Raw genomic sequence first — 11,864 nt, forward strand, 5'->3', positions numbered from 1 at the left:
CGAAATTATTTTCGTCGCCCGATCTTTTCCGACGTGACGATTTATCGGCGGCATAGACGGCTAAAATTGAAAAATCAGCTCTGCTCCGCAAAGTTATTCGGAAGTATGTATTAATCTGTGTTCATTCTTGTCTGAAAAACAAGTAATATCTCTGGCGAAAACAGAGGCCGATTGCGTTACTCCCTTTTTTTGGAGATTTTTCCTTGATTAGCGTTCTTCTTGTTGATGACCACGAACTGGTGCGCGCAGGGATACGACGCATTCTTGAAGATATCAAAGGTATAAAAGTTGTCGGTGAGGCTCAGTGCGGTGAAGACGCCGTAAAATGGTGCCGTGGCAACGCTGTCGATATCGTGCTGATGGACATGAATATGCCGGGCATTGGCGGGCTGGAAGCCACGCGCAAGATTGTGCGTTATGCACCCGACGTCAAAGTCATCATGTTGACCATCCATACTGAAAACCCTTTGCCCGCGAAGGTGATGCAGGCGGGTGCCGCCGGTTACCTGAGCAAGGGCGCCGCGCCGCAGGAAGTGATTAACGCCTTGCGTTCCGTGCATGCCGGGCAGCGCTATATCGCGTCTGATATCGCACAGCAGATGGCCCTGAGTCAGTTGGAACCGCAGGCTGAAACGCCGTTCAGCTGCTTGTCTGAACGCGAGTTACAGATCATGTTGATGATCACCAAAGGCAAAAAAGTGAATGAGATCTCGGAACAACTGAGTCTCAGCCCGAAAACGGTGAACAGCTACCGTTACCGCATGTTCAGCAAACTGAATATCAGCGGCGACGTCGAATTGACTCACCTGGCCATCCGACATGGATTGTTCAATGCGGAGACGTTGTTAAGCAGTGAATGACCGTTTTGATGCCAAAGCTTTCCTGAGTACCGTCACCAGCCAGCCCGGCGTCTACCGTATGTATGACGCCACGGGTACGGTGATCTACGTCGGTAAAGCCAAAGACCTGAAAAAGCGTCTCGCCAGCTATTTTCGGCAGCAGGTCAGCAGCCGTAAAACCGAGACGTTGGTTAAAAATATCGCGCAAATAGACGTAACGGTTACCCACACCGAAACAGAAGCGCTGCTGTTGGAACATAACTACATTAAATTGTACCAACCGCGATATAATGTTCTTTTGCGAGACGATAAATCTTATCCGCTGATTTTTCTCAGTGCGGATACCCATCCCCGTTTGGCGGTACATCGCGGCGCCAAACACGCCAAAGGCGAATATTTCGGGCCTTTCCCCAACTCTTACGCCGTGCGCGAGACGCTGGCGCTGCTGCAGAAACTGTTCCCAATCCGCCAGTGCGAAAACAGTGTGTATCGCAACCGTTCGCGTCCGTGCCTGCAGTATCAGATCGGCCGTTGTCTGGGGCCTTGTGTTGCCGGCCTGGTGAGCGAAGAAGAGTACCGGCAGCAGGTGGACTACGTGCGGCTGTTTCTTTCTGGCAAAGATCAGCAGGTATTGCACCAGCTGATTGAGCGTATGGAAGAAGCCAGCAAACTACTTAATTTCGAAGAGGCGGCGCGCATTCGCGATCAAATTCAGGCCGTGCGCCGCGTCACCGAACGGCAGTTCGTGTCGGGTGACAGCGACGATCTGGACGTGATCGGCGTGGCGTTCGATGCCGGTATGGCGTGCCTGCACGTGCTGTTCATCCGTCAGGGCAAGGTGCTGGGCAGCCGCAGCTATTTCCCTAAAGTGCCGGGCGGCACGGATATGGGCGAGGTGGTGCAGACCTTTGTCGGCCAGTTCTATCTGCAAGGCAGCCAGGCGCGTACGCTGCCCGGCGAGATCCTGCTGGATTTCAGCCTGCCGGAAAAAGACCTGCTTGCGGAATCGCTCTCCGAGTTGGCGGGGCGCAAGATCCAAATTCAAAGCAAACCGCGCGGCGATCGCGCCCGTTATCTGAAACTGGCGCGCACCAACGCGGCAACGGCGTTGACCACCAAGCTGTCGCAACAGTCGACGATCCATCAGCGGCTGGCGGAATTGGCCAAAGTGCTGAACCTGACGGAAATCAACCGTATGGAGTGCTTCGATATCAGCCATACCATGGGTGAGCAGACCGTGGCTTCGTGCGTGGTGTTCGACGGAAACGGCCCCGTGCGAGCGGAGTATCGGCGTTACAATATCAGCGGCATCACTCCTGGCGATGACTACGCGGCGATGACGCAGGTGCTGAAGCGCCGTTACGGCAAAGCGCTGGAAGAGAAAAAGATCCCGGATGTCATCTTCATCGACGGCGGTAAAGGGCAGCTCGGCATGGCGATCGACGTATTCAAATCGCTGAATGTTACCTGGGACAAGAATAAGCCGCTGCTGATCGGCATCGCCAAAGGCGCCGACCGCAAGGCAGGGTTAGAAACGTTGTTCTTTGTGCCGGAAGGTGAAGGGATTTCTCTGCCGCCGGATTCGCCGGCGCTGCATGTGATCCAACACATCCGCGACGATTCGCACAATCATGCCATTACCGGTCACCGGCAGAGAAGGGCGAAAGTCAGGAATACCAGCGCATTGGAGCTGATTGAAGGCGTAGGGCCGAAACGGCGCCAGGTGCTGTTGAAGTATATGGGCGGACTGCAACCTTTGTTGAACGCCAGCGTGGAGGAAATTGCAAAAGTGCCGGGTATTTCACAAGCATTGGCAGAAAAGATCTACAATGCATTGAAACACTGAGGGCAATGTAGCAACATACTCTTAATTTCCACTCTAGCCAGATAGTTACCGTAGCATTATGCAATTGAATATACCGACTTGGCTTACCCTGTTTCGCGTAGTTCTGATCCCATTCTTTGTGCTGGCGTTTTATCTGCCGTTCAACTGGGCTCCGATGGTTTGCGCCGTTATCTTTGTGTTTGCCGCCGTCACCGACTGGTTTGACGGCTTCCTGGCACGTCGCTGGAAACAAACGACGCGCTTCGGGGCGTTTTTGGATCCGGTCGCGGACAAAGTGATGGTGGCGGTGGCGCTGGTGCTGGTGGCTGAGCACTACCACAGCTGGTGGATCACGCTGCCGGCGGCCACCATGATCGCCCGTGAAATCATCATTTCGTCGCTGCGCGAGTGGATGGCGGAAATTGGCAAACGCAGCAGCGTGGCGGTGTCCTGGATCGGCAAAGTGAAAACCATGGCGCAGATGATGTCGCTGGTGGGCTTGCTGTGGCGGCCGGATCGTTCCGTAGAGTATGTGGCGATTGGCTTGTTGTATATCGCGGCGGTGCTGACTTTCTGGTCGATGTTCCAATATTTGAACGCGGCACGCAACGATTTGCTGGAACCGTGATCGATACGCTGCAAAAATCGGCAAACGATCGTGGTGTGCCAACAATTTTATTGACTCATCACGTCAGGTAAGTAGAATGCATCGCATCAGACGACAACGATGAATTGCCGAAAGATAGCAAAGAAATCAGTCAGTTCTGGTAATGCGGGAATAGCTCAGTTGGTAGAGCGCAACCTTGCCAAGGTTGAGGTCGCGAGTTCGAGCCTCGTTTCCCGCTCCAAAAATTAGCCTGTTGAATCTTCGTGATTCGGCAGGTAAGAAAAAGGGGCTTCGGCCCCTTTTTCGTTTTCTATTCCTTTGCCGTCCGGCGAAACCTTTCTTCATCTTCCTGCATCGACTATTGTCCCTATATCTCCTGCCATTTTCATACCGCAGGATGCCTCCTGAAAACAGGCACATTTGATTGGACATCGTGTCGATGCTCTGTGGGGTATTGATGCCGATCCATCGTGCGGCGTACAACCCGATGTGAGTCTCCAGCTCTGCAGTTGCGTTGGTCGTTCAGGGCGGCGGCATCGAAGATTGCGCGATGTCCCCATGATGATGCTTTGCCCGGTACCCCATGATCATAAGCAAATGAAAAGCCGGGGAGGGCACGGGTAAGCGATTCCTGTCGAGAAAAAAGATCCGATTTGCCCGTGAATCCCTGAGCCGATGCATATAAAATCAACATTCCGCTTGCCTTTCCGTTGGCATTGTGAACAGTGCGCCCACAAAATAAGCAGTTGAAAGCGTTAGAGAACTTTTTGCTATTTCGGGGGGTTGCCAAGGTGGGGGGTTTAGTCCATAATGCAGTCCATCGATTCGGCGGTAACGAAATAAATTACTTAAGAATCAGATGATTAAGATAAGCGATTTCAACATCGCGATTGAAAAGAACAAAACGAAGTGGGTGAATCGCCGGCTTTGGCCTGAAAAGGCAAACAGAATAAAGGCGCGTTAACAAAGCGGTTATGTAGCGGATTGCAAATCCGTCCAGTCCGGTTCGACTCCGGAACGCGCCTCCAACTTTCCCGAGCCCGGGTGGTGAAATCGGTAGACACAAGGGATTTAAAATCCCTCGGCTTATGGCTGTGCGGGTTCAAGTCCCGCCCCGGGTACCAGGGAACGAAAATACCGAATAATCAAAGCAATAAGTAGTAATGTCGTAACCGCCGAGAGGCGGTTTTTTTGTGCCTGAAAAACGCCAAGTGGCGATGAAATGGCGATGGGTTGGCGGTAAAGATATTGAGCCCGCATCGTGCGGGCTCTTTGCTATAGCGATAGGTTGAGCTGATCACGCCCAGAGTGGGACGTGGGGAAGGCGTCTTGCGGGATAAAGTCGGGCGGTAATTCTTCGCGCGGGCCGCGCTTTGTTACCAGCTTTTCAACGCTGTTTAGCGTCGTGAACGTGATACTGCATTCGAAATTCTGACACTGATGATATTGGCGTATCGTCATTTCACTGAGACGGCGACTGGTGCGGGTGCGGGCCATAGCACCGCAGATCGGGCAAACAAACATGATGGCCTCCCATGGCGGGAGTTGAACTCCCCGTTATTATGGCCGTCACATCTCACTTTCTGCAATCCATTCAGGTATTTTAGCCTCCAGTTCCAGCCGAGTGGTAAAGCCGTTCCCGTCGATCGAATGGCTCGCCCTGGCGATTATCCAATCCTGATTATCAATATCCGTTTTAAATCCCGATACCGTGCCGTGCTGCTCCGGGTATAAATCGGCGCGGCCGTAGGCCAGGGTAAGGGTAAATTCAGCGGCGCCGCGTTTCAGCTGCTGCCATTTTGCGGCCGCGGCACGTTTGGCGGCCGTTTCGTTATTGTAGGTTTTGCGCAGGACATAGACGTTACCGTCGGCCCCCTCGATGTAATCGCCCTCGCGGCTGCTGCTGCGCTGCACTTTCTTTTTCGCCGGCTTACGGGCCTTCACCGTGACCTTTTTCTTTTTCCCGAATTCCAAATCGAGCCAGTACGCACGCACGCCGGTATAGGCATCACGATCGGCAATGCGGAAGGCGTGACGATCACCGCTGCTGCGGGTGATGGCGAAGGAGGGCAGCGCCTTGCCGTTGGCGCTGACGCCGCCGCCAGGCAGGATAAACAGCAGACTGCCATTTTTCACCGTGGCAATGGCGCCCAGCATTTCGGCCATGCGCGTCAGGAATGACATATCGCTTTCTTGCGTCTGGTCGGCGTGGTCGATCTCCAGATCCATCAGTTGCTGCGAGATGATGGCCTTCAGGTTGTAGCGCCGGGCGATCGCTGACACCACCCGCTCTACGGTGACGTCATGCCAGGACACCTCGCGCTTGACGTTGAACTCATCGCGAAAATCAGCGCTGCGTGCGGTGATCGTCAGCGTGTCAGGCGGCCCGGCGTGCGCCACTTCATCAACGATAAAAATGCCTTTGTAAACCAGCGCTTCACCGTGCCAGCCCATCGAAGCGGACACCTCGGCGCCGCGCGGCGGCAGCTGCAGCTGGCCGTCAGTATCGTCCACGGTGATCGTCAGCTCGTCAGCCTCAAAGCCGCGGTTGTCGGTCATTTCCAGCGACAAGATGCGTTCATCCAGCGCGGTCAGCTCCTTGCCGCCAAGCATGACGCTGAACGCCGGCACGCGCGACAGCTCCGCCTGGTAATCGTTGAACGTGCTGGCACCGCTACCCAGCAGTGATTTGGCCTTGTCGATTGCGTCAGTAGTCAGTGCCATGGCTCCCCCTTTGGCGCTGATGGTTTCATGCGCGCGCGACGGGGAAAACCGCGCGTTGTTGTCGCCGGCGGATGACAACCACCGCCGCGTGTTGCGCCGGCGTTTTTCGGCGAATATCACCACGAACTCACAAGCATGATGGCGGTACAGTATGACCGACAATTTCTTCCATGGTGCGCGCGTTAAGGAAAACACCGACCTGCAGACCGCGATCAATGACGTTGACTCAACGGTTATTGGTCTGGTCGCGGTGGCGGATGATGCTGACGCAACCACTTTCCCGTTAGATACGCCGGTGCTGATCACGCGGGTAATCAGCGTACTCGGCAAAGCCGGTAAAACCGGTTCGCTCTATAAATCCCTGAAGGCCATTTCCGACCAGGTCAGCACCCGCGTGATTGTGGTGCGCGTGGCGGCGGCTGGCACTGAAGACGGCGCGAAAACCCAGTCGCAGCTGATTATCGGCGGTTCCCAGGCGGACGGCAGCTATACCGGCATGTTCGCGCTTTTGACCGCCGAGCAGAAAGTCGGCTACCGGCCGCGCATTCTTGGTGTGCCGATGTATGACACGCAGGAAGTGACCGCACAGTTGCGGGTGATTGCCAAGCAGCTGCGGGCGTTTTCCTACAGCTATTGCGACGGCTGCGAGACCATCGCCGAAGCAAAAACCTATCGCCAGCAGTTTGCCGAGCGTGAGGGCATGCTGATTTGGCCGAACTTCATCGCCTATAACCCGGTGAATGGTGAGAACGAAGAATTCCCGGCGGTGGCGTATGCGCTGGGGATGCGTGCGAAGATCGACAACGAGCAGGGCTGGCATAAGTCGCTGTCAAACGTGGCGGTTAGCAACGTGCTCGGCATCACCAAAGATGTGTTTTGGGCGCTGCAGGCGGAAGACTCCGACGCCAACGAGCTGAACGCCAACGAAGTCACCACGCTGATTAAGCGTGACGGCTTCCGATTCTGGGGCAACCGCACAACGGATAAGGACGAGTACATCTTCGAGGTGTACACCCGCACTGCGCAGATCCTGGCGGATACCATCGCGGAGGCGCAATTTACCACGGTAGACAGTCCGCTTACGCCGGCAAACGTCAAGGATGTGGTCAGCGGCATCAATGCCAAGCTGCAGGGGCTGGTCACTGCGGGTCGACTGATTGGCGCCGCGTGCTGGTTCGATATCGTCGATAACCCGACAACCAGCATCCGCCAGGGTAAGGCGGTAGTGCGTTACAACTACAGCCCGGTGCCGCCACTCGAAGATCTGACCATGATCCAGACCTTCACCGATCAATACTACGAAGCGGCCTTCGCGTCGCTGGGAGGGGCATAAGTGGCTATCCCTAAAAAGCTTCGGCTGTTCACGCTGTATGTGGACGGCACCAACCACATCGGCAAGATCCCCAGCGTCACCTTGCCAAAAGTCACCCGTAAGACGGAGGACTATCAGGGCGGCGGCATGCAAGGCGCCGTAGCGGTAGACCTCGGCCTTGACGGCGGCGCGCTTGATGCGTCGATGGTGGTCGGCGGCGTCGTTGAAGAGCTGATCCTCAAATATGGCGGCGATATTGACGAAATGCGCCTGCGCTTCGTCGGTGAAATCTACAGCGGTGGCACCAGTTCGCTGATGGAAGTGGAAATGCGCGGCCGCATCACCGAAATCGATCCGGGTGAGGCCAAGCAGGGCGATGACACCAACCACACCTACGCCATCAAGAACACCTACTACAAGCTGTCGGTTGATGATAAGGCGTTGCTGGAAATTGACCTGCTGAACTTCATCTACAAGCGCGACGGGAAAAACCTGTATCCCGATCGCATTGTGTCAGCCCTCGGCCTCGGCGGCTGATCGTTAACCCTTAACCTACTTTGAAGGCGGCACGCGTGGCCGCCTGGAGAACATGCACATGTCAGTAACGCTCACCACACCGATCAAGCGCAACGACAAAGAGATCACCATCGTCTCTATCACCGACACCATCAAGCAGGCCGGCTCGCTGCGTGGTCTGCGCCTGGTCGACGTGCTCAACTTCGACTATGACGCCGTTTCAACGCTGCTAACGCGTGTCACTGCGCCGGCACTGACCGCCGCCGAGATCGCCACGCTGGATACCGGTGACTTTGTGGCGTTCATTGAAGAGATGACGCCTTTTTTGACCAAAGCGGCGCCGTCCGTACCGAACGTGGCGGAGACGGGGAACAAGTAAGGGAACCGCTGTTTGTCAGCGTTGACGACCTCATCGCTGACATTGCTGTAGTTTTTCACTGGCCGCCCTCCGAGATGTACGGCATGGAGCTGCGCGAGCTGATGGCATGGCGCCAGCGCGCCGCCATCCGCAGCGGCAACCATGACGATGACGAGGATGACCATGGATCTTAGTATTCGCGTCGCGTTCAACGCGATCGACAAGCTCACCCGCCCGGTTAAAGCCGCTAGCAAAGCTGTTAGCGGCCTTTCTGACTCCCTCAAGAAAACGCAAAACGCCGTTAAAGACCTGGACAAGCAAGCCGCCAGCTTTGACCGCCTGCGATCGCAGGCCAACGACACGGCACAGAAGATTAACCGTGCGAAGCGCGAGTTTAACGGGCTGAATCAGACCGTTCGAGAGGGCGGGCAACTGACCGACGCCCAGGCCGCGCACCTGGAAAACCTGCGTGGCAAGCTCACCCGACTGACGCAAACCTACAGCCAGCAAACGGCCAAGCTGCGAGAAGCTTCCCAGGCGGTGCGGCAGCATGGCGTCAACCTGTCCGCCGGCAGCGGTGCGGTACAAAGCGCCATCCGGCGAACGGCACAATACAACCAGCAGCTTGAGCGGGAACGGCGACAACTGGCCGCCGTCACTCAGGCGCAAGCTGGCTACACCCGCGCCAAAGATGCCGCCGGCAAACTGCGCGGCGCTGGCATGGGAATGGTTGCCGGCGCATCGGTTGCTGGATATACCGGCGGCCGTTTCCTGGCGCCGGCCGTGGGGTTCGATGCCGAAATGTCGCGCGTACAGGCGCTGACGCGACTGGATAAAAGTTCGTCACAGCTGGCCGACCTGCGCGCCCAGGCGAAAAAGCTCGGCGCCGAAACGGCCTTTACCACCCGCGACGCCGCCAGCGGGCAGGCGTTTCTGGCGATGGCCGGCTTTACGCCGCAGGCGATTCAGGCCGCGTTACCTGGCGTGCTCAACATGGCGCTGGCCGGCGGGATGGATCTCGGTGAGTCCGCAGATATCAGTTCGAACATCCTTTCTCAGTTCCGCCTCGATCCGAAGGAGATGGATCGCGTCAGTGACGTGCTGACGGGGGCGTTCACCCGTACCAACACCGATCTGCAGAACATCGGCGAGGCGATGAAGTACGCCGGTACGGGGTTATCTAACCTTGGCGTCAGCGTTGAGCAAACGACGGCAATGATCGGCGTGATGGCGAACGTGGGCCTGCGCGGCAGTATTGCCGGTACTGGGTTGCAAACCACGTTCTCACGCCTGGCTGCGCCAACGAAAAAGGCCAACGACGCGCTGAAAGAGTTGGGCGTCACCGTGGCCGACTCCACCGGCAAGATGCGCCCGGCTGAGGACGTTCTCACTGACCTTTACAAATCGATCAAGAAATACGGTGCCACCGATCAGCTCTCGTTTTTCAAGGATATCGCGGGCGAGGAAGCCGCGAAGTCATTCCAGGCGCTGGTTTTATCTGCCGGCAGCGGTGAGTTGCAGAAGTTGCTGGCCGACCTGAAGAAATCGCAGGGTGAGGCGCTGAAGGCCGCCAAGGTGATGGCGGATAACCTCGGCGGCGACCTGAAGGAGCTGGACTCCGCCTGGGAAGGCTTCCGCATCCAGGTTGAAGAAACTGCAGACGGCCCGCTGCGCAAACTGACGCAGGGGCTGAGTGAAGCGATCAACGCCGCGAGCCAGTGGGTGAAAGAAAACCCGCGATTGGCGCAATCTATTCTGTTGACCGCCGGCGCCGTCACCGCCCTGGTGGCCGCGCTGGGGATCGCCAGCCTGGCGACCGGCTTGCTGATTGGGCCACTGGCTAAGCTGCGTTTGGGCTTCATGCTGCTGACTGGCGGGCGCGGTCTGATGGGAACCGTTAGCGCGCTACGGGGCTTCGTTGGCGCCGGCGGCAGCGCCATGGCGAGGGTTAGCGGCTGGTCGCGTGTGCTGGCTTCGCTCTCCGGTGGCTTCCGTGGGCTGCTTGGCTCGCTGGTGCCGCTGCGCAGCATGCTGATGGGCGTATTTATGGCGCCGTCGGCAGCGCTGGGTTCATTAGTGCGTGGTGTGATGGGGCTAGCGCTGCGGCTGACGGGCCTGTCAACGCTATGGGGCATTCTCACCGGTGCTATTTCAGCGCTGGGGGCGGCGCTGTCGTTCCTGCTCAGTCCGATCGGGTTGATTGGCGCCGCCTTTGTCGCGGCCGGCGTACTGATTTGGAAATATTGGGAGCCGATCAAGGCGTTCTTTGTCGGCTTTGGCGCCGGCGTCATGGCGGCGCTGGCGCCGCTGCGTGACGCATTTGCCCGTATCGCGCCGATCTTTGGCGTGATTGGTGATGCCCTAGGCCGCGTGTGGGACTGGTTCACCAAGCTGCTGGCACCGATGCAGACCAGCAAAGACACGCTGGACAAATGCGCCAGCGCCGGCGAGACGTTCGGGCGGGTGTTCGGCACTGCGCTGCAGGTGCTGCTGTACCCGCTGTCAAAGCTGATGGACGGCGTGGGCTGGTTGCTGGAGAAAATGGGCCTGATCCCGGATGGCATCGAGCAGGCCAGGCGCAAGGCTGAAGAGCTGCGCAATCAGCCCGCGATGTGGGAATGGGATCCGCAGCAGAAAAAAATGGTGAAGAAAGGTTGGAGCTGGGCCGGCCCTGGCCTGCCGACTGGCCCGGCAACGGTTGATCCGAAGTTGGGCGGCTCGCCACCCCCGGCACTGACCGGCGACACGGGCACGCTACGCCGCCTGAACGAGATCGCCGGCAATACCAAGGCGACCGCCGACAATACCAACGCCACAAAACGCATCGGGCCGGGGGATATCGTCTTCAAAAATCTGCCGCGCGCACTGGCACTGCGTGGGGCGTACCAGGAAGCGCGGGTGATGCCGCAACCGGTGCCGCGTGTGGCGGCCGCTGCCGGCGGCGGGGTGCTCTCGGTGCCGTCGGCGTCACAGCCTGCCGCGATGTCGCCCGTGTCCGCACCTGGCGGCGGTGGGCCCATCTTCCAGTTGGTCTTTAACGACGTCGGCCAGCGTTCGGATCAGGAGCTGGAAAGGATGGTGCGCAGCGCGGTGCGTGATGCAATGGCCAGCACAGTCAGGGGTAACCGCGGCTCATTCCGCGATCGAGATTAACGGGAGTCAAAATTATGATGATGGTATTCGGGATGTTCGTTTTTACGCTGCGCACGGCGCCTTATCAGCAGCTGCGCCATTCGCAGGACTGGCGTCACGTCAAGAACGATCGCATTAACCAGTCTGCCGGCTGGCAGTATATCGGGGCAGGGGATGACAGTATCACGCTTGACGGCGTGCTCTACCCGGAGATCACCGGCGGTAATCTGTCGCTGTCGAGCCTTGAGACCATCGGCTTTACCGGCCGGCCCTGGCCGCTGATCGAGGGGGATGGGCGAATTTACGGCATGTACGTGATGACGCGGTTAGAACGGGGTAAGTCGGAGTTTGACCGCTACGGCAACCCGAAAAAAATCGAGTTCTCTATCAGCCTTAGCCGTGTCGACAGCGATTTTCGCGAGAAGCTGCAAACGACGTCGGCGAGTGACGTGCTCGGTGAGCTGCGCACCAGCGCCAGCCAGGCGATCAACTCGGTGACAAAATCGGTAAACGGTCTGTTTGGGTGAGGTATAGCGCGATCTGACTGTACT

At 57.5% G+C, this 11,864-nt stretch carries 11 protein-coding genes and 3 tRNA genes; 12 read left to right on the top strand and 2 right to left on the bottom strand.

Features of this window, described 5'->3' with window-relative positions; all coding sequences use genetic code 11:
• Positions 1-203: 203 nt before the first annotated feature.
• The 6 genes from uvrY to ACJ8QF_RS04790 all read left to right on the top strand — a co-directional run bounded on the left by uvrY (position 204) and on the right by ACJ8QF_RS04790 (position 4,395).
• On the top strand, positions 204-860 hold the full coding sequence (gene uvrY / locus ACJ8QF_RS04765) for a UvrY/SirA/GacA family response regulator transcription factor (RefSeq protein ID WP_004927947.1): 657 nt from the start codon (positions 204-206) through the stop codon (positions 858-860).
• Positions 853-2,685, top strand: a complete 1,833-nt coding sequence (uvrC, locus tag ACJ8QF_RS04770) for an excinuclease ABC subunit UvrC (RefSeq protein WP_004927940.1) — start codon at positions 853-855, stop codon at positions 2,683-2,685. Before uvrY ends, uvrC begins: the two co-directional genes overlap by 8 nt.
• A 58-nt stretch (positions 2,686-2,743) precedes the next feature.
• Entirely contained in the window at positions 2,744-3,292 is a 549-nt protein-coding gene (pgsA, locus tag ACJ8QF_RS04775) for a CDP-diacylglycerol--glycerol-3-phosphate 3-phosphatidyltransferase (RefSeq protein WP_004927937.1), read from the top strand.
• A 144-nt stretch (positions 3,293-3,436) separates the two neighbouring features.
• Positions 3,437-3,512, top strand: a tRNA-Gly gene (locus ACJ8QF_RS04780).
• Between the two features lie 713 nt (positions 3,513-4,225).
• A tRNA-Cys gene (locus ACJ8QF_RS04785) sits at positions 4,226-4,299 on the top strand.
• A gap of 10 nt (positions 4,300-4,309) precedes the next feature.
• Positions 4,310-4,395: transfer RNA gene (locus ACJ8QF_RS04790), tRNA-Leu, on the top strand.
• Positions 4,396-4,546: 151 nt separating this feature from the next.
• Here ACJ8QF_RS04790 and ACJ8QF_RS04795 read toward each other — a convergent pair.
• Positions 4,547-4,795 carry an ogr/Delta-like zinc finger family protein gene (locus ACJ8QF_RS04795; protein WP_442537310.1) on the bottom strand — a complete coding sequence of 83 codons (249 nt, stop codon included), beginning with the start codon at positions 4,793-4,795 and terminating at the stop codon, positions 4,547-4,549.
• A gap of 45 nt (positions 4,796-4,840) precedes the next feature.
• A complete protein-coding gene (locus tag ACJ8QF_RS04800; protein WP_442537311.1) occupies positions 4,841-5,995 on the bottom strand; it encodes a phage late control D family protein in 1,155 nt (384 codons plus the stop codon).
• 151 nt (positions 5,996-6,146) lie between these two features.
• Here ACJ8QF_RS04800 and ACJ8QF_RS04805 point away from each other — a divergent pair, with 151 nt between their 5' ends.
• The 6 genes from ACJ8QF_RS04805 to ACJ8QF_RS04830 are packed head-to-tail and all read left to right on the top strand — an operon-like array spanning position 6,147 to position 11,840.
• Positions 6,147-7,328 carry a phage tail sheath subtilisin-like domain-containing protein gene (locus ACJ8QF_RS04805; RefSeq protein ID WP_442537312.1) on the top strand — a complete coding sequence of 394 codons (1,182 nt, stop codon included), beginning with the start codon at positions 6,147-6,149 and terminating at the stop codon, positions 7,326-7,328.
• Positions 7,329-7,844, top strand: coding sequence for a phage major tail tube protein (locus ACJ8QF_RS04810; RefSeq protein ID WP_048233361.1), 516 nt, complete (start codon positions 7,329-7,331; stop codon positions 7,842-7,844).
• A 58-nt stretch (positions 7,845-7,902) separates the two neighbouring features.
• On the top strand, positions 7,903-8,202 hold the full coding sequence (locus ACJ8QF_RS04815; RefSeq protein ID WP_048233363.1) for a tail protein: 300 nt from the start codon (positions 7,903-7,905) through the stop codon (positions 8,200-8,202).
• A gap of 8 nt (positions 8,203-8,210) precedes the next feature.
• Positions 8,211-8,375: a GpE family phage tail protein gene (locus tag ACJ8QF_RS04820; RefSeq protein ID WP_072055827.1), complete on the top strand. Its 165-nt coding sequence runs from the start codon at positions 8,211-8,213 to the stop codon at positions 8,373-8,375.
• Positions 8,365-11,334: a phage tail tape measure protein gene (locus ACJ8QF_RS04825; protein WP_442537313.1), complete on the top strand. Its 2,970-nt coding sequence runs from the start codon at positions 8,365-8,367 to the stop codon at positions 11,332-11,334. The genes ACJ8QF_RS04820 and ACJ8QF_RS04825 overlap by 11 nt, the downstream gene beginning before the upstream one ends.
• Before the next feature lie 14 nt (positions 11,335-11,348).
• Positions 11,349-11,840 carry a phage tail protein gene (locus tag ACJ8QF_RS04830; RefSeq protein ID WP_188239911.1) on the top strand — a complete coding sequence of 164 codons (492 nt, stop codon included), beginning with the start codon at positions 11,349-11,351 and terminating at the stop codon, positions 11,838-11,840.
• Positions 11,841-11,864 lie beyond the last annotated feature (24 nt).

The organism is Serratia sp. CY81684 (genome assembly GCF_052166595.1).
In the GTDB taxonomy this organism is placed as follows: domain Bacteria; phylum Pseudomonadota; class Gammaproteobacteria; order Enterobacterales; family Enterobacteriaceae; genus Serratia; species Serratia nematodiphila.

Coding starts and splice junctions, on each gene's coding strand:
- ACJ8QF_RS04800 (WP_442537311.1), bottom strand. CDS start 5,995: ATGGCACTGACTACTGACGCAATCGACAAGGCCAAATCACTGCTGGGT.
- ACJ8QF_RS04825 (WP_442537313.1), top strand. CDS start 8,365: ATGGATCTTAGTATTCGCGTCGCGTTCAACGCGATCGACAAGCTCACC.
- ACJ8QF_RS04830 (WP_188239911.1), top strand. CDS start 11,349: ATGATGATGGTATTCGGGATGTTCGTTTTTACGCTGCGCACGGCGCCT.
- ACJ8QF_RS04795 (WP_442537310.1), bottom strand. CDS start 4,795: ATGTTTGTTTGCCCGATCTGCGGTGCTATGGCCCGCACCCGCACCAGT.
- ACJ8QF_RS04805 (WP_442537312.1), top strand. CDS start 6,147: ATGACCGACAATTTCTTCCATGGTGCGCGCGTTAAGGAAAACACCGAC.
- ACJ8QF_RS04815 (WP_048233363.1), top strand. CDS start 7,903: ATGTCAGTAACGCTCACCACACCGATCAAGCGCAACGACAAAGAGATC.
- pgsA (WP_004927937.1), top strand. CDS start 2,744: ATGCAATTGAATATACCGACTTGGCTTACCCTGTTTCGCGTAGTTCTG.